At 70.9% G+C, this 16,976-nt stretch carries 13 protein-coding genes; 8 read left to right on the top strand and 5 right to left on the bottom strand.

The genetic code is table 11. The annotated features are described in order from the left end of the window. Positions 1-57: 57 nt before the first annotated feature. From ACFVVX_RS20380 to ACFVVX_RS20360, 5 genes are all read left to right on the top strand, one after another. Positions 58-780: a helix-turn-helix transcriptional regulator gene (locus ACFVVX_RS20380; protein WP_387947446.1), complete on the top strand. Its 723-nt coding sequence runs from the start codon at positions 58-60 to the stop codon at positions 778-780. Next, entirely contained in the window at positions 773-1,030 is a 258-nt protein-coding gene (locus ACFVVX_RS20375) for a hypothetical protein (protein ID WP_387947444.1), read from the top strand. Before ACFVVX_RS20380 ends, ACFVVX_RS20375 begins: the two co-directional genes overlap by 8 nt. A 315-nt stretch (positions 1,031-1,345) precedes the next feature. Next, positions 1,346-2,407 (top strand): hypothetical protein, encoded by a 1,062-nt coding sequence (locus ACFVVX_RS20370; protein ID WP_387947442.1) that lies wholly within the window; start codon positions 1,346-1,348, stop codon positions 2,405-2,407. A 559-nt stretch (positions 2,408-2,966) separates the two neighbouring features. Beyond that, positions 2,967-3,821 carry a leishmanolysin-related zinc metalloendopeptidase gene (locus tag ACFVVX_RS20365; RefSeq protein WP_387947440.1) on the top strand — a complete coding sequence of 285 codons (855 nt, stop codon included), beginning with the start codon at positions 2,967-2,969 and terminating at the stop codon, positions 3,819-3,821. A gap of 12 nt (positions 3,822-3,833) precedes the next feature. After that, positions 3,834-4,247, top strand: coding sequence for a hypothetical protein (locus ACFVVX_RS20360; protein WP_387947438.1), 414 nt, complete (start codon positions 3,834-3,836; stop codon positions 4,245-4,247). Between the two features lie 36 nt (positions 4,248-4,283). On the opposite strand, the gene ACFVVX_RS20355 is transcribed toward ACFVVX_RS20360, so the two are convergent. The 5 genes from ACFVVX_RS20355 to ACFVVX_RS20335 all read right to left on the bottom strand — a co-directional run bounded on the left by ACFVVX_RS20355 (position 4,284) and on the right by ACFVVX_RS20335 (position 13,444). After that, positions 4,284-5,138 (bottom strand): AraC family transcriptional regulator, encoded by an 855-nt coding sequence (locus ACFVVX_RS20355; protein WP_387947436.1) that lies wholly within the window; start codon positions 5,136-5,138, stop codon positions 4,284-4,286. Positions 5,139-5,409: 271 nt separating this feature from the next. After that, entirely contained in the window at positions 5,410-7,638 is a 2,229-nt protein-coding gene (locus ACFVVX_RS20350) for an RICIN domain-containing protein (RefSeq protein WP_387947434.1), read from the bottom strand. A 511-nt stretch (positions 7,639-8,149) separates the two neighbouring features. Then, on the bottom strand, positions 8,150-8,935 hold the full coding sequence (locus ACFVVX_RS20345; protein WP_387947432.1) for a DeoR/GlpR family DNA-binding transcription regulator: 786 nt from the start codon (positions 8,933-8,935) through the stop codon (positions 8,150-8,152). A gap of 241 nt (positions 8,936-9,176) precedes the next feature. Continuing rightward, positions 9,177-11,645: an RICIN domain-containing protein gene (locus ACFVVX_RS20340; RefSeq protein ID WP_387947430.1), complete on the bottom strand. Its 2,469-nt coding sequence runs from the start codon at positions 11,643-11,645 to the stop codon at positions 9,177-9,179. A 461-nt stretch (positions 11,646-12,106) separates the two neighbouring features. Continuing rightward, a complete protein-coding gene (locus tag ACFVVX_RS20335) occupies positions 12,107-13,444 on the bottom strand; it encodes an ROK family protein (RefSeq protein WP_387947428.1) in 1,338 nt (445 codons plus the stop codon). Between the two features lie 371 nt (positions 13,445-13,815). Here ACFVVX_RS20335 and ACFVVX_RS20330 point away from each other — a divergent pair, with 371 nt between their 5' ends. From ACFVVX_RS20330 to ACFVVX_RS20320, 3 genes are read left to right on the top strand one after another with little or no spacing between them, the layout of a single operon-like run. Beyond that, on the top strand, positions 13,816-15,114 hold the full coding sequence (locus tag ACFVVX_RS20330) for an ABC transporter substrate-binding protein (RefSeq protein WP_387947426.1): 1,299 nt from the start codon (positions 13,816-13,818) through the stop codon (positions 15,112-15,114). A 2-nt stretch (positions 15,115-15,116) separates the two neighbouring features. Then, the gene (locus ACFVVX_RS20325; RefSeq protein ID WP_387947424.1) at positions 15,117-16,100 is read left to right on the top strand and encodes a carbohydrate ABC transporter permease; all 984 of its coding nucleotides are present in this window, start codon (positions 15,117-15,119) and stop codon (positions 16,098-16,100) included. Next, positions 16,097-16,957 carry a carbohydrate ABC transporter permease gene (locus ACFVVX_RS20320; RefSeq protein ID WP_387947422.1) on the top strand — a complete coding sequence of 287 codons (861 nt, stop codon included), beginning with the start codon at positions 16,097-16,099 and terminating at the stop codon, positions 16,955-16,957. Before ACFVVX_RS20325 ends, ACFVVX_RS20320 begins: the two co-directional genes overlap by 4 nt. The last annotated feature ends 19 nt before the right edge of the window (positions 16,958-16,976 follow it).

The raw sequence follows: 16,976 nt of genomic DNA, 5'->3' as shown, positions 1-16,976 counted from the left end.
GGCTTCGGTCGTCCGCCCCCGGCCTCGCCGACCCGCGCGAACCTAGGATTACCTGGCATGAACATCGCACTGCCCACGTGGACCGGCCCGGCCACCGTCGATCAGGTCGACACCGGATGGAACACCTGCCGTCCCGTACCGCCCGCCTCCGCGCGGCCTCTCGCGGCACCACCCTGCAAGGAACGGAAGACCTCATCGATGACACCCCGCACGCTGTCGAGGTCCGCCGACTGCCCTTGCGGGGGCACCGTACTTGCCACTCTCCGGTCACCGCGTGACCTGTCCGTCCTCACTGCGCGGGAGTCCGACGTCCTTCTCCTCCTGGGCTCCGGACTGGGGAACCTCCCCATCGCGCTGCGCCTGGGGATCACCGAGCGGACCGTCAAGAAGCACGTGACGGGAGTCCTCGGCAAGCTCGGCGTGCGCTCACGACTGGAAGCGGGCCTGGTCGCCTTCCTGCGGCACGACCACCTCTGCCGACAGAGGGTTCCGCCCGAGGCCGCGGACGCTCGGAACCCGGACGGGGCGCAGCGGGACGACCGCGAGGGCGGTACGGCCGGTACGGACGTCATGCGGACGGTGTTCGACTCCGCCGAGGCCGACGCCATGCGCGCCGCGGCCCGTGACGCGGCGCCGGAGGACCCGACCCTGGCCTACGTCCTGCTGGATCTGGCCGACCGCGGCATCGACCTGAACGGCCGCCACACCTGGGCCGAGTTGAAGGCGCAGCGTGGCCTGAGCGAGGACAGCCCCGGGGCCGGAGAGCAGTGCGTTGCCTGACCGTCAGCCCCGCCGCGCGCTCGTCATCTTCCACGAGGTCGCCGAACATCAGGTCGCCGCACTGGACGACGCAGCCCTCGCCCGCCTCGACCCCCACCTGACCGTCATCGCGTTGTGCCCGGACATCGCCGGTGTACGACTGCACCTCGACAGCCCGGTTCTGGAGTACGCCGAGGACGGTGTCCGGATCGCCTACCTCCCCATCGCCTTCGACACGATCGTCCTCATCGCCCATGTCGAGGTCCACTGACCCCAGGTCGAGGTCCGCTGACCTCCTCGCTCTGAGCCCCGGGCTTCGGGAACGGGAGGCCGTCCGGCCACCGCCAGGCGACTCAGTGGCAGTCCCCGAGTCGCGGTGGACCAGGTTTCGGGAGCGGGTCGCCTGCGGCATCCGGTTGAGGCGGTCGGACCGGTGGCGTGTCGGCCTCGGGTCGGGGGAGTCGGCGGCCGGATACTCGGGGCGCGAAGGCCGAGGTCGCCGCAGGCGCGGTGATCGGCCTGGTCAGGCGGCGTTCAGAGCCCGCCGGTGCGGTGGGTGGTGCCGCCCGTGAGGATCCCTTGAGGAGTGGATGTTCCCATGTCGAACACGTCTGTCCCGGTGCGCCGGGCATGCCGGGTGCTGTTGCCGATCCTGTCCGTCATCGCGCCGATCGCGGTGGTCGCCGCGACGCCCGTGCAGGCCGCCACGGTGTCCTGCACGGTCAACGGCAGCCCCGTCACGGGCAGGACCATCAGCGGCACGGACGGTGATGACACGATCGACTGTCACGCGATCCCGTCCGGGGTCGTGGTCAACGGGCTCGGCGGCAACGACACGATCACCGTCAACGTCGGGGAAGAGCCGAGCAGGGGCACGGTCGGCAACCGGGGCGAGATCAACGGTGGAACCGGTGACGACAGGATCACGGTGCGGGGAGGCGACGGCGACGGTGCCGGCGGCGCGGGAGCGGCCGGCAACACCGGGGAGATCTACGGCGGTGGCGGCAACGACACCGTGGACGTGACGGGCGGCAACGGGATGGAGGGCAAGCGGGCCGCGCTCCTCAGCTGTGGCAACGGCGGGCGCGGCGGTGATGGCAACGACGGACACATCAGCGCCCACGGCACCATCACCGTGACCGGTGGGAACGGTGGCAAGGGCGGCTTCGCCAGCGTCGACGAGGACTGCGACGGCGGTCATGGCGGCGACGGCAACAACAGCCGCATCATCGGCAGCGGGTTCGACAGCAGGGTGACGGCCATCGGCGGGGCCGGGGGCTACGGTGCCGCGGCCGGTGAGGGCGGCGACGGCGGGATCGGCAACGACGGGCGCATCACCATCGACCACGGCGTCGAAAGCTCGAAGCCCTCGGTGGAGGCCTACGGCGGACGCGCCGGCAACGGGGGTGAATCGAACAACCTCGAGCGCTACGTCGGCGGCGGGGGCGAAGGCGGGGACGGCAACAACCGCACCATCGACATCCTCGACGCGGGCAAGGGCTACTACGTGAAGGGCGGCGACGGCGGGAACGGCCAGCCTCCCGGCGCGGGGGGCAAGGGCAACGACGGCAAGGTCAACACCACGCCCGCGAAGAACTACGAAGCGCCCGGCGGGTCCCCGGGGACGAACGCCTCTCTGCCAGGGTGACGGTGGCGGGAGGGCGTCGTCGGGGTCCGGGGCGCGTACCCGACCCGTCGGACGCAGAGGTGCGCGGGCGCAGGAGGGGCACGGGTGACCGGCTGCCTGCGCTGCGTAGCTGGTGAATTGAAACCACCGCGAGAGTGGACCGGGTGGTTTTGATTCGCAACCAGCCTGCAGCCGGTCCGCAGCCGGTCCGGACCGGTCCGGACCGGCTGCGGACCAGCAGTGGGTGCGTCGAGCCGAGTTGTGACGAACCGTCACCCGCCGCCCTGGCAGGGCGACTCCGCAGGTCGCGGCCCGGCCGAACCCCCGATCCGCTACCGCCCGCATTGCCTCCGCCACTCAACGAATAGGGCGGAAAAGGACGGTGCCGCACCGCCAGAACGGAGGGACAATCGAAGGAGAGGGGCCGGACCGTCGACCGTGCCCACGGACGCGGCCGACACGGGAGCGCCACCCCGGCGCCCGGCCGAAGGACCCGACCCGGTGCGCCGAGCACCCGACACGCTCCCGCTCCCCACCGCCGGCACCCTGACGCAGACCTCCCCCAAAGGGGTCGGAACCCATGAGCATTCACGAAACCCACATCGAGCGCGCCGACCGCGCGGCCGCGAAGCGCCTCGCCGACACCGAATCCCCCTTCAGCATCGAAGTCGAGTTCCTCGGCGGACTGACCGAAACCCAGAAGAGCGCGTTCAAGGACGCCGCCCACCGCTGGACCCGCGTCATCGTCGGCGACCTACCCGACGTGGTCATCGGCGACCGGATCGTCGACGACCTCCTCGTCCAGGCCGAGGGCAAGCTCATCGACGGCCCCGGCGGCACCCTGGGCGAGACCGGACCGACCCGGCTGCGCCCCGGCCCCGGCCCCTCGAAGTTCCTCCCGGCCACCGCCCTGATGTCCTTCGACCAGGCCGACCTAGCCGCCATGGAGGCCACCGGCACGCTCGTCGACGTCATCACCCACGAGATGGGGCACGCCCTGGGCATCGGCTCGGTCTGGAGCCGCAAGCACGTCCTGCGCGGCGCCGGCACCCACAACCCGACCTTCGTCGGGCCGAACGCCCAGCGGGAGTTCGCCGCCCTCCTGGACGGCGGCGCGCCCAGGCCCGTCCCCGTGGAGAACACCGGCGGCCCGGGCACCGCGGACAGCCACTGGCGCGAGAGCGTCTTCGACAACGAGCTGATGACCGGCTTCGTCGGCCGGGCCGGCAACCCGCTGAGCCGGCTGACCGTGGCCAGCCTCCAGGACCTGGGCTACGTCGTCGACGTGGACGCCGCCGATCAGTACGCGTTGCCCAACCACCTCGAACTCGCCGTCAGCGGCAGGCTGCGGACGCGCACCGCTCCCATCGACATCGGCGTGGTGGTCCCCACCGTCCCCGAGATGTTGCCCGCCGACAGTCTCCAGGCCGCCTGAACGACGCCCGCCATGACGGACAACAACCCACCCCGCCGAGTGGGCGAGCCGTACGCCGTCCGGCGACCCGAGGCCGCCGTCCTCGGGAGCCGGTCCGTCGTCCCCCGGGACAACGTCGTACGCCCCCCGCCGAACCGGTTCACCCACGCCCTGACCACCGACCAGTCCTACTGGTACGACGACAGCGGGCCCGACGGGCCACCCGACGGAACCGTCTCCACCGGCACCGCCGTCGCCCTCCTGGTCCGGACCGACGGTCGCTGCCGGGTCGTCACCCCCGTCGGCCTCTACGTCACCGTCCCCTGCACCAGTCTCCGACTTCTCGACCAGCTCCCCGACGCACCCCGGTCCCGGCCGGGGCCACCCGACGACGCCGCGCCACCCGACGACGCCGCCGACCCGGGCGAAGCGGGGCCTCCCGGTTGAACCGGCCGGTCCACGGCTGCCCGGGGGCCTAGCCTCTCAACGAGGCTCCTGCTCAACGGACTTCCGGCTCAACGGGCCGCCGACCGGATTGTGCACCTTCCTGAAGTGATGCGGCGCCTGCCCCACCCGCCTGGTGAACAGGCGGGTGAAGTAGGCGGCATCGGAGTATCCGACGCGGCGGGAAATGTCCGCGACGGTGCGGTCCGTCGTCAGCAGGAGGCGCTTCGCCACGTTGATCCGGGTGCGCAGGATGTAGTCCTTCGGGGTGGTCCCGGTGGCCCGGAGCATCTCACGACGCAGCGTCGGCTCGTCCATGCCCAGTCGCCGGGCGTGCTCGCCGATGCTGACGGAGTCGGTCGCCCGCTCGTCGAAATGGCGGACGAACGGCGCGAGGTCCTTCGTCCCCTTGCCCGCCAACAGCTCGGCGAGGAGCCGGTGTACGAGGGACGAGGTGAGGACGTCGCGATGGGGCGAGCCGGAGTCCGCGGCCGCGAAGAGCTTGTCGAAGATGCGCTCCATCCCGTCCGGCGATCCCTGCAGCAGCGTCACCGCGGCGTCCCGCTCCAGGGTCCCCAGGACTTCGTGGGTGCGGGCGGCCGCTCCGTTGAAGAGGACCCAGCGCTCCGACCATCCCGTGGGGTCGGGCTGGTAGGCGTGGTAGACACCGGGGAAGACGACGAACACCGCCGGGGCGCGCAGGGGGACCCGCTTTCGCGGGAGGTCGCCCCAGGCGAACCAGCCGCCGCCCCTGACGACCATCATCAGGCCGTAGCAGTCGAGCACGCGCCCGTCGAACTGGATGCGCTTGATCTGCTGCCATCCCACTCCGAGACACTGCAGTCCGAGCCCGCTGTGCTCGGGGGCCGGGGTGAGATAGCGGGCGAACGCCATCAGGCCACGCTCCTTCGGGGGCGCCCGTTGACTCGATGTGACGGCTCGATGCGACGGTTGGGTGAGGGAAGTCTGCTTGTGAGTGACTGAAAGTAAGTGAATTCACGCAACTTCAATCACTCGATCTGCAAGGATGATGGGCGACCCGCGGTGCGCTGTCAACCCGGCCCGCGAGCCGGTCGTCGGGTGACGAGGGGGCCGCCCGGAGGCAGCCCCCTCACGCACGTCCCCTCACGCACGTCGTGTCGGGGAGGCGATCAGGTCACCGTGCTCACCGGATCGTCCACTGCTGGGCGGCGGAGCCGTTGCCCGGCTGCTGGGTGACCAGCGCGCCGTCGGCGGTCGAGGCGGTGGTGAGCAGCAGCCCGCTCCTGACGGACGCGACGGTGTACGCTCCGCCCGCCTGCCTGGTGACGGTCCAGTGCTGGTTCGTTCCGCCGTTGCAGGTCCACTGGACGACCTTGGCGCCCGCGCTGGTGGAGCCGCCGCTCACATCGGCGCACAACCCCGAACGGCCGTTGACGAGTTGGTAGGAGCCGTCGGGCTGCCTGGTGAACTGCCAGTTCTGGTTGGTTCCGCCGTTGGCGGTCCAGGTGACCAGCTGGGTGCCGGGCGTCGTGCTGTGGTCCGGGTCGTCCAGTGCCTTGCCGCCCGTGACGACGGTGCGTGTCCCGGTCAGGTCGGTTCCGGCCGCTCCGACCGCGGTCAGGGTGAGGGTCTGCTCGCCCGGGGCACGGGTGCCGCCCACCGGGTTGCCCGTGCCGTTGGTCCAGTAGCGGGCGGGGGTGGTCTCGGTGAGCCGGGTGGATTCCGCGGAGAGTCCGATCACCAGGCCGCTGTAGCGGTTGACCAGGCGGTACGTGCCGTCCTTGACCCCGGTGGCGGAGGCGTTCGCGATGACGAACCACTGCTGTCCGACGGTGGGCCCGCCCGTTCCGGGCGCGGTGACGGTCGGTTTGGCCGCCCAGGCCCGGCCCGAGGTCGCCGAGGAGTCGACACCCAGGAGGCGGCCGGTGGAGGAGTTGGTGATCCGGTACGAGCCGTCACCGTTGGCGGTGAACGACCAGGCCTCCAGGGCCGATCCGGTTCCGGCGGCCACCGACGTGGTCGTCGGGCCGCCGGCGGTCTGGGCCAGGACCCGACCGGATCCGTTCGCGATTTGGTACGTCCTGGCCGGGTCGAAGGGTGCGGTGGCGGGCGTGGGGGAGTCGATGGTGATGTCGGCGTACTCGCCCGAGGAGCTCGCGCACGCGATCGAGCAGTAGGCCCGGAAGGTCTTGCCGACGATGGTGGAGCCGGTCCTGTTCGCGCCGTCGAGGAACCAGCGGTACCAGGAGGCGTCGTGGTAGCTGCCGGTGTCGCCGATCAGCGTCCACTTCTGGGTGGCGAGGTCGTCGGTGGCGTAGAACTGCCTCGGCGCGTTGCCGCTCTGGTCGACCTGCTGCGGCTCGCCGATGTACAGCCCGAGGTAGGCGTTGTAGGTGACGTCCATCACGAACAGCGGTGACGTCGCCGGGGCCTTGCCGGCCGCGACCTGCTCGGTGACGGTACCGGTGTTGGCCGGGTCGTACTCCGCCGACGCGGGGGTGTAGCCGGTGCCGCCGGCACCGGTGACCGGCACCATGTTGCTCTCCCTGCCGCCCACACCGGGCTGCGACCAGGCGCCGTCGTACCACTTCTGCCAGGTCCCGGGCGCCATCTTGCCGGCGATCGGCGCGCGCGCCACGTGCTCGTGGAACGCCTTCCACCCGCCGGACTTGTCGACCAGGCGCGAGCCGTAGAAGACGTAGAAGTACCCCGAGGCGGTGTCCACCAGCAGGCGCTGGTCACCGTCGCCGTAGGAGTAGGTCTTGCCGGGGAACGCCGCGGTGTCGTTGCGCGTGGTGCTGTACGGGGAGGTGATGACCTTGGCCTTGATGGTCCAGGTCCTCCCCTGGTCCTTGGAGACCGCGTAGTCGATGGCGTCGAAGTGGAGCCCGTCGCCGAAGGGCTGCGGGGTGAACTCGTTGTGGACCAGGCCGTACCAGTCGCCGCTGTCCGGATCGACCCACACGCCGGACAGGTCGCAGTAGTTCCGCTGCGCGTAGCCCGAGCCGGCGGGGGCGGCCGTCGAGGTCAGGCCGGTGGGGCTGTTGTTGCACCGCCAGGTGGTGTCGTTGTTCCGGTCGCTGCTGTTGGCAGGGTTGACGGCGTCGCTGATCGCGCTCGACCGGGTGGCGGTGTCGAGGTTCGTGCCGGTGAAGAAGTCCCAGTAGCGGGGCTCGTTCGTGCCGTACAGCGCCGCGGACTGCTGGAAGTAGAACGTCCCGTCCTTGTCGGTGAAGGTGGCGGCCGGGGTGTCGGTCGGGTACGCGTAGGAACCGGTCGTACCGACGGTCACCGTGTAGCCGGGGGCGGCCGCCGCCGCGGTGGCGGCCGGCAGCACCGCCGTGCTGGCGGCCACCGCGAGAGCCGTGGTGACGGCCGCGGCGGCGAGCCTTCTGACGAGGGGTACTGGCATCGGTGAACTCCTTCTCCTTGACGGTCCGCCCGCTGAGGGTGCGGTGGACCGGCGCCACCCGGGCACCCGACTGGTCGACGCCGCCCGGCGCGCAGGTCCTGGTGCGCAGGCCCGGCGCGCACGTCCCGGCGCGCGCCGGGCGGGTCGGCGATGAGGTCGGCTGCAGCCCGGATGGCCGGCGTGAGGCCCTCTTCTCCGTCCGGGCTCGTCGGACGGAGGGCGGTGCAGCGCGTGGGCGTCCTGTGCGGGATCGCCTGTCGGCGCGAGGACGCGACGGGCCTGCCTGCCGCCGTAGCGGGGACCGGGGCCGACCGCCGCGGCTCTTGCGCGATCACTCGGTTGAGTCACGGACATCATGTGAGGCGCGGACGGCACTGTCCATCGACAATTCCTGACGATGACTTGGACTTTCCGTGTGCCGTGCCGTGCCGTGCCGTTCCGTGCCGTGCCGGGGCAGCCGGCCGGACAGGTGAGGGTGCTCAGCGGTCCCGTCGGCCGAGGCCCGGGCCGGTCACACGCACAGGACGTCGATGTTCCTGGACGCGAGCTGCTCGGTGATCTCCTTCGGCGCGTCGGTGTCCGTCACCAGGACCGACACCGAGCCCATCGGGCAGACCTGGGCGAACGCCCGCTTGCCCAGCTTCGAGGAGTCCGCCACGACGATCACCGTCGCGGCGCACTCCGCGAGCGCACGGTTGGCGGCAGCCTCCCCCTCGTCGTGCGTCGCCGTGCCGAAGTGCGGGTCGACGGCGTCGACGCCCAGGATCGCGTAGTCGAGCGAGAGTCCCTGGAGGGAGAGCGCCGCGAGGGGGCCGATCAGCTCGTAGGAGTTGGTCCTGGCGATCCCGCCGGTGACCACCAGTTTGATCTGCGGGCGGATCGCGAGTTCGTTGGCGATGTTGATCGCGTTGGTGACGACGGTCAGCGCCGGGGTCCCGGGCTCCCCGGCGAGATCGGCTCGGACGGCCAGTTCGCGGGCGACCTCGGAGGTCGTGGTGCCGCCGTTGATCCCGACGGTCGAGCCGGGCGGAATCAGATCGGCCGCGGCCTTGGCGATGCGGTGCTTCTCGTCCGCCCGGCGGGCCGTCTTGTAGCGCAGCGGAAGGTCGTAGGCGACGGTACTGAGCACCGCGCCCCCGCGCGTTCGGGTCAGCAGCTTCTGCCGGGCCAGCTCGTCCAGGTCCCGGCGGATGGTCGCGGCGGAACAACCCAGCAGCTCGGCGGCCTCGATGACGTCCAGGTTGCCCCGTTCACCGAGGACTTCCAGCAGTCTGGTCCACCGGTCGTGGGCACCCATCGAGTTCCTCCTTGCTCGGCCCCGAAGGCTATCGTGCACGACGCTTCACATCCAGGTGGGCCCCGGTCGTCCGGTCGACCCGACCCGACCCGACCCGACCCGACCCGACCCGACCCGACCCGACCGGGCCCGGCCCGGCCAGGGTCCGGGAAAGCAGGAAAGGGCCCCGCGGACGGTTGTCCGCAGGGCCCCTCCGGTCGGGCCGGTCGGGCCGGTCAGGCCTGCCCGCCCGGGCGGACCGTCAGTTGATGGTCCAGTGCTGCTGGGCGGAGCCGGTGTCGTTCTGCTGGGTGACCAGCGCGCCGTCGGAGGTGGAGGCGGTGGTCAGCAGGAGGCCGCTGCTCTTCGAGGCGATCGTGTAGCCGCCGGTGACGGCGGTAACCACCCAGCGCTGGTTGGTGCCCCCGCTGCAGGACCACTGGATGATCTTCGCGCCGGCGGCGCCGGAGCCGCCGTTGACGTCCATGCAGAGTGCGGAGAGGCCGTTGGCGATCTGGTAACTGCCGTCCGTGTTCTGGGTGAAGACCCAGTTCTGGTTGGCTCCTCCGTTGATGCTCCAGGTGTCGAGCTGGGTGCCCTGGGCCGTCGAGTGGTCGGGGTCGTCCAGGGCCTTGGTCCCGGTGGTCACGGTGTGGGTCCCGCTGAGGACCGGGTTGACGGCCCAGGTGAAGGAGGTCGTGCCGCTCGCGGTGCCGGAGGAGGCGGTGACCGCGACCGTCGAGGAACCGGCGGTGGTCGGCGTACCGGTGATCAGTCCGGCGGGGCTGATCGACAGGCCGGCGGGCAGGCCGGTCGCCGAGTAAGCGAGGGACTTGCCCGCGGAGTCGGTGGCGGCGAGCTGGAGCGAGACGGCGGTGCCCGCCTTGCCGGACTGGTTGCCGGGGCCGGTGAACGTGACGGTCTCGGGCGCCGACCCGGTCGAGGTCAGCGTCAGGGTCTGCTCGCTCGTGCCGCGGGAGCCGCCGACGGAGTTGCCGGTGGTGTCGTTCCAGCTGCGGGTGGGCGTGGTCTCGGCGAGCCGGCCGGTGGTCGAGGAGAGGCCGATCACCAGTCCGCTGTAGCGGTTGACGAGGCGGACGGCCCCGGTCGAGGTGTTGTCGGCGGACTTCCCGGGGATGACGAACCACTGCTGTCCGACGCTCGGACCGCTCGGTCCGGCGGCGGTGACCGTCGGCTTGGCACCCCACGCACGGCCCGAGGTGGCGCTGGAGTCGACGCCCAGCAGCTGGCCGGTGGCGGAGTTGGTGATCCGGTAGGAGCCGTCGCCGGTGGAGGTGAAGGTCCACGACTCCAGGGCGGTTCCGGCCGCGGTGGCCACCGAGGTGGTGGCGGAGCCGCCCGCGACCTGGGCGAGGACGCGGCCGCCTCCGCTGCTGATCCGGTAGGTCCTGGTCTCGTCGACCGGTGCGGCCGCCAGGGCGGAGGCGCCGAGAGTGATGTCGACGTACTCGCCGGAGGAGCCGTTGGAGCACTCGAACGCGCAGTAGGAGCGGAAGGTCCTGCCGACGATGGTGGAGCCGGTCCTGTTCGCGCCGTCGAGGAACCAGCGGTACCAGGAGTTGTTGGTGTAGCCGCCGGTGTCGCCGATCAGGGACCACTTCTGGGTGGAGAGGTCGTCGGTGACGTAGAACCGCTGCGGCGCGGCGCCGGACACCGCCTCCGGCTCACCGATGTACAGCTTCAGGTAGGCGTTGTAGGCGATGTTCATGACGAACAGCGGGGACTTCGGGGGGAGCTTGCCGGCCGCGATCTGCTGCGCGGCGGTCCCGGTGTTGGCGGGGCTGTAGTCGCCGGCCACGGGGGTGTACCCGGTCTGGGTGGGGGAGGTGACCGGGACCTGGTTGCTCTCCAGGCCGCCGACACCGGGCTGCGACCAGGCGCCGTCGTACCACTTCTGCCAGGAGCCGGCGGCCATCTTCGAGGAGATGGGAGCACGCGCGACGTGGGCGAGGCTGTCGCTCCAGTTGCCGTTCTTCTCCACGATGCGCGAGCCGTAGAAGACGTAGAAGTAGCCCGAGGCGGTGTCGACGAACAGCCGCTGGTCGCCGTCGCCGTAGGAGTACGTCTGGTTCGGGAACTGCGTCGTGTCGTTGCGCGTGGTGGAGTACGGCGAGGTGAGGGCGTGGTCCTTGATGGTCCAGGTCCTGCCCTGGTCCTTGGAGACCGCGTAGTCGATCGCGTCGTAGTGGATGCCGTCGCCGAACGGCGACGGGGTGAACTCGTTGTGCACCAGCCCGTACCAGTCACCGGTGTCCGGGTCGACCCAGACGCCCGCCAGGTCGCAGAAGTTCTTCTGGGAGTAGCTCGCGTTGCCGACCGAGACGGTCGCGTTCAGCCCGGTGGGGCTGTTGTTGCAGCGCCAGGTGGTGTCGTTGTTCCTGTCGTTCGCGTTGTTGGGGTTCACCGCGTCGCTGATCGCGCTCGACCGGGTCGCGGTGTCGAAGTCGCTGCCGGTGAAGAAGTCCCAGTACCGGGGCTGGGTGCTGCCGTAGAGGGCGGCGGACTGCTGGAAGTAGAACGTGCCGTCCTTGTCGATGTAGGGGGAGGCCGGCGTGTCGGTCGGGTGCGGGTACGCGACCGGCGTGCCGACACCGATCGTGTAGGTGGCGGCGGGCGGGGTCGCCGACGCCGGGGACGCGACGGCGCCGGACACGGCGAGCAGGGTGGCGGCGACCACCGTCGTCAGCGCTCTGCGAGGGGGAGAGGACACGGGTACTCCTTGAGGGGCAACGCGCGGTGTGGGGGAGGGGGAGGCCGTGAGCAGCGGTATCGGCCTGGGCCTCGGCCCGTTCGGGAGCCGGACGGGCCGGGACCGGACGGCCGGGACGGCCGGGAGGGATCGCGGGGGTGGCGGCGCAGGGCAGGCCTGGGTGAGCGTTCCTGCGCAGCGTTCGGGATCCCGTCGGCCGTCGCTTTGGAGCCGTAGCCGTAGCCGTAGCCGTAGCCGTGATCGGGGCCGCAGTCGTCGGGCGTCGGCCAGGTCGGCGCGACACGGGGCGACTTCTTGCTTCAAGTTGCTCACCAGAGGGCTTACCTGAGCAACTTGAAGCAAACCGTGGCAGTGCCCGAGGGGGAAGTCAAGACATTCCCGGCCGCAGGTTTCGGGGGAGTGCCGCCGGCAGGTGGGGAGGCGGAGGTGGCGACCGGGGCGCCGGGCGCCCCGGTCGGGCCTCAGGCGGAGCGGGCGCCGTCGTCCTGCGCCACCGGCCGGACCGGTACGACGGAGGGGTCCTGGAAGATGCCTTCGAGTGCCAGGTGCGCGCCGCCCCGGGCGGCGTTGGAGAGCCCGAGCGCCGAGGCGGTCACGACGACCCGCTCGGCGGTGGGTGCGATCCTGCGGTCGTCGAGCACCCGCTGTACCGCGTCCACGAGATAGCGGCCGAACACGGCGAAGTACCCGCCGAGGACGATCCGGGGCGGGTTCAGCACGTCCACCAGGATGCCGAGCCCGAGCGCCAGGTCGTCCGCGATGCCGGCGAGCGCGGCGAGGGTGCGCGGCTCCCCGGCGTCGGCCCGGCCGAGCAGGTCGCCGAGCCGTTCCGCCAGGTCGATCGACAGGTCGTGCACCCGGTCCGAAGGGTCCGCGGCCGCGTCGAGGAAGGCCTGGAGCCCGACGGCGACCTCCCAGCAGCCGGTCCGCCCGCAGGCGCAGGGCCGGTCGAGCCGGTCGAGCTTCATGTGTCCGATCTCCGAGCCGCGCAGCAGCTTGCCGCCGGAGATGCTGGCCCCGCCCACGCCGATGCCGCCCGTGACGTACACGAGCTCGCGGACGTCGGCGCTGGGGGCGGCCAGGTACTCGGCGAGGGCGCCGGACTCGGCGTCGTTCTCGACCAGGACGGGCGGCGCGTCCCGGCCGAGCCGGGTGCGCAGCTCACGGGCCGCCTGGACGCCGCGCCAGCCGAAGTTGGTGGCCACGGCGACCGTGCCGGAGGTGGCGTCGACCGATCCCTGGGTGACGAGGGTGACCCCGATGGCGTGCATCCCGCGTTCGGCCACCGCGCTGAGGCCGTCCGCGACGAGGTCGCCGACCTCGCGCAGGGCGGCCTGTGGGGTGAGTGCGGGGACGTCGAGGGCGCGGCGGTCCTCGTGGACGATGGCGCCGCTCAGGTCGAGGGCGAGCACGGTGATGTGGTCGGGGCCGATCTCGGCGCCGATCCCGCAGATCCAGCGGCCTTCGAGTTCGACCATGCGGTGCGGGCGGCCGATCGTGCCGGCGCGGTCGAGCTCGCCCTCGCGGACCAGTCCGCGCTGTATCAGGTCGGCGACCAGGACCGAGACCGTGGCCTTGGGCAGGCCGGTCGCGCCGGCGAGGTGGGTGCGGGACTGCGCGCCGTTCTCCCGCAGGTGGCGCAGCATCACGCTCAGGTTGGTGCGGCGCAGCGAGGCCTTGTCGGCGGGCTCGGGGTAGCCCGCCATGATGCCGCTCGCCGCGGGGGAGGTGGTGCCCGCGTGGGCGCGGCCGGCTGTGCCGGCGCCCGTGCCGGTGGTGCCGCGCTGGTCTGGCCGCACGTGGTCTCCTCGTTCCGGGGCCTGCCCGCAGGCCGGTGCTGATCTTGAGCATGTTAGTTGATGCACCGTCTGAAGTAAGCGTGCGGACGGTCACCGACTGTAGGTGTTGATCGAGTGACGGAAGCGTACCGGCGGGTGGCCGGAGGTGCGCAGGATCGGCCACATTCCGCTGCAGGCCAGGTGAGTTGGGTGGATCGGCCGGCATCGCGAGGTGGTCGGGCCCGTTCACAGAACGTTCCGGCGAACCCCTTGACAGCATCATTCTTAATTAACACACTAGCCGAACTAACAACCCGCAGTGTCAGGCGGGTCCCCCACCATCGCACCCGGGCAGAGCCCCATCTGCGGTAGGCAGTAGAGAGGACCTCCCCATGAAGTCGCGCCCGTTCAGAGCGGCCACCCTCGCCATGGCGCTCACGTCGCTGGCCGGCGTCGCCGCCTGCAGCTCCGGAGGGTCGTCCGACCAGGCCTCCGGGCCGGTCACGATCGAGTTCTGGGGCTGGGCCCCCGGATACGAGAAGTCCGTCGAGCTCTTCAACGCGGCCCACCCCGGCATCCACGTCACCTACAGCAAGATCTCGCCCGGCTCCAAGGGCGGCTACACCAAGATGCTGAACGCGGTGAAGGCGGGCAACGCCCCCTGTGTCGGCTCGGTCGGCTTCGAGACCCTGCCGACCTTCGCCGCCGCCGGCGCCCTGCAGGACGCGACGGCCGCCGCCGCGCCCTACGCGAAGGAGTACGCCTCCTGGGCCTTCGCCCAGTCAGGGGTCGCCGGCCGCACCTACGGCCTGCCGGTGGACATCGCGCCGATGGCGCTGATCTACCGCAAGGACCTGTTCGCCAAGTACGGCATCACCAGCGCCCCCAGGACCTGGGACGAGTACGCCGCCGACGCCGCGATCATCCACGCGGCCGACCCGAACGCGTACATCACCTACTTCGGCAACGACGCCTACAACTTCGCGGGCCTGGCCTGGCAGGCGGGCGCCAAGTGGTTCGGCACCGGCAACGACAAGTGGACCGTCGACGTCAACGACCCGGCGACGAAGAAGGTCACCGCGTTCTGGCAGGGCCTGATCGACAAGAAGCTGGTCAAGACCGTACCGAGCTTCGACACCGCGCTCTACAAGGGCATGGGCGACGGCACGATCCTCTCCGACGTCAACGCGGTGTGGGACACCCCGATCCTCGCCGACAGCGTCAAGCAGACCTCCGGCAACTGGGCGGTCGCCCCGATGCCGGTCTGGGACACCGCCGCTCCCGCCTCCGGCAACGCCGGCGGCACGCCCAACGCCGTGCTGAAGGGCTGCAAGCACGTCAAGGAGGCCGTCGAGTTCGCCCACTGGTTCGGCACCGACCAGGCCAGCGTGAGCAACCTGATCAAGGAGACCGGCATCTACCCGGCCGCCGTCTCCGGCCTGGACAACCCGGCGCTGTCCGAGCCGGACCCGTTCTACGGCGGCCAGAAGATCTTCGACGTCTTCAAGGACAGCGCGGGCCACGTCGATCCGAGCTTCCAGTGGGGCCCGGTGATGACCAAGACCTCCGGCGCGCTCGGCGACGGCCTCGGCAAGGCCGGCTCGGGCGGCACCAGCCTGGACGCCGCACTCGCCGACGTCCAGGCGCAGACCGTGGCCGAGATGAAGACCCAGGGCATGGAAATCGGCTGACCATGCACCCCTCACCCACCTCGTCCCCGGTGCGCTCCGTCGAGCGCACCGGGGCGGCCCCGACACCGCCCCGGCCGGCGGCGGGCCCCGGGCGGCGCCGCAGGACCGACGGCCGCCGCTGGGCCCCCCTGGGATTCCTGTCGCCGTTCGGCGCACTGTTCGTCATCACGTTCATCGCGCCGATCTGCTACGCCCTGTACGAGAGCCTGTTCAAGTCGCACCGCTCCGGGCTCGGGCTCGCCCCGCCCTCCACGGTGTTCACCGGGCTGTCCAACTACACCGACGCGCTGGCCGACCACGCCTTCACCTCGTCCATCGTCCGGGTGCTGCTGATCGGCATCGTCCAGGTGCCGCTGATGCTGGGCCTGGCGCTCGTCCTGGCCCTGCTGCTCGACGCCCGCCGCACCCCGGCCAAGCGCTTCTTCCGGCTCAGCTTCTTCCTGCCGTACGCCATCCCCGGTGTCATCGGGGGGCTGATGTGGTCCTTCCTCTACCAGCCGGACGTCAGCCCGATCGCCGCCGCACTCGGCCACGCCGGCCTGCACGTCGACTTCACCTCGGACGGCCTGCTGCCCTGGTCGGTCGGCAACATGCTGACCTGGGGCTGGACCGGCTACAACATGATCGTCATCCACTCGGCGCTGAAGGCCATCCCGGCCGAGTTCACCGAGGCGGCGGAGCTGGACGGCTGCACCGGCTGGCGGCTCGCCTGGCACATCAAGATCCCGATGGTCCGGCCCGCCCTGGTCATGACCACGGTGTTCTCCATCATCGGGATGGCCCAGCTCTACAACGAGCCGGTCATCATGAAGGCCGTCGCGCCCAACCTCTCCAGCAGCTGGACGCCGATCATGGCCGCCCAGAACGAGGTCGCGGCGAACAACTACCACGCGGCCGCGACCCGGTCGGTGATCCTGGCACTGGTGATCTTCGTGTTGTCCTTCGGGTTCATGCGGTTCGTCAACAAGCGCGGAGGCTCCCAGTGAAGGCCACGAATCCGGTGAAGGCCACGAATCCGGCCGGCCGCGCCGGGGTGATCGCCGTCCTCGTGCTCGCCGCGGTGTACTCCCTGCTGCCGGTCTGGTGGCTGGTCGTCTCCGCCACCAAGAGCAGCAGCGACCTCTTCTCCAGCAACGGCTTCTGGTTCGCCGGACGGATCGAGCTGGTGCACAACGTCTCCACCCTGCTCGGCGTCCAGGACGGCATCTTCGGACGCTGGCTGCTCAACAGCCTGCTCTACGCGGTGGGCGGCGCCGTCGTGGCGACACTGCTCTCCGCCATGGCCGGGTACGTCCTGGCGAAGTACACCTTCCGGGGCCGTGAGGCCGTCTTCAACACCATCCTCGGCGCGATCCTCATCCCGGCCCCGCTGTTCGCGCTGCCGCTGTACCTGATGTTCTCGGCGACCCACGTGGTCAACACCTTCTGGGCCGTCTTCATCCCGAGCATCGTCAGCCCGTTCGGGGTCTACCTGGCACGCATCTACGCGGCCGCCGCCGTCCCGGACGAACTGCTGGAGGCCGGCCGGCTCGACGGGGCGGGCGAGTTCCGGATCTTCCGGTCCGTCGCGCTGCGGGTGCTCCAGCCCTCGCTGGTCACCATCTTCCTGTTCCAGTTCGTGACCATCTGGACGAACTACCTGCTGCCGTCGCTGATGCTCGCCAACGACCGCCTGCAACCGGTCACCGTCGGCCTGGTCGCCTGGAAGGAACAGCGCGGCCAGACCGTCCCCTACAACCTGATCATCACCGGCGCGCTGTTGTCGGTCATCCCGATCGTCGTGATGTTCCTCCTGCTCCAGCGCTACTGGAAGGCCGGACTGACCTCCGGCAGCGTCAAGTAGCCCACCCATCGACCCATAA

Source organism: Kitasatospora sp. NPDC058170 (assembly GCF_042883905.1).
GTDB lineage: Bacteria > Actinomycetota > Actinomycetes > Streptomycetales > Streptomycetaceae > Kitasatospora.
Note: the sequence above shows the minus strand (reverse complement) of the source record. Positions and strands in the feature narration are given on the sequence as shown.

What these genes read in the sequence shown, in the direction of transcription:
- ACFVVX_RS20365 (WP_387947440.1), top strand. Translation starts at nt 2,967, where the DNA reads ATGAGCATTCACGAAACCCACATCGAGCGCGCCGACCGCGCGGCCGCG.
- ACFVVX_RS20330 (WP_387947426.1), top strand. Translation starts at nt 13,816, where the DNA reads ATGAAGTCGCGCCCGTTCAGAGCGGCCACCCTCGCCATGGCGCTCACG.
- ACFVVX_RS20360 (WP_387947438.1), top strand. Translation starts at nt 3,834, where the DNA reads ATGACGGACAACAACCCACCCCGCCGAGTGGGCGAGCCGTACGCCGTC.
- ACFVVX_RS20355 (WP_387947436.1), bottom strand. Translation starts at nt 5,138, where the DNA reads ATGGCGTTCGCCCGCTATCTCACCCCGGCCCCCGAGCACAGCGGGCTC.
- ACFVVX_RS20350 (WP_387947434.1), bottom strand. Translation starts at nt 7,638, where the DNA reads ATGCCAGTACCCCTCGTCAGAAGGCTCGCCGCCGCGGCCGTCACCACG.
- ACFVVX_RS20345 (WP_387947432.1), bottom strand. Translation starts at nt 8,935, where the DNA reads ATGGGTGCCCACGACCGGTGGACCAGACTGCTGGAAGTCCTCGGTGAA.
- ACFVVX_RS20325 (WP_387947424.1), top strand. Translation starts at nt 15,117, where the DNA reads ATGCACCCCTCACCCACCTCGTCCCCGGTGCGCTCCGTCGAGCGCACC.
- ACFVVX_RS20380 (WP_387947446.1), top strand. Translation starts at nt 58, where the DNA reads ATGAACATCGCACTGCCCACGTGGACCGGCCCGGCCACCGTCGATCAG.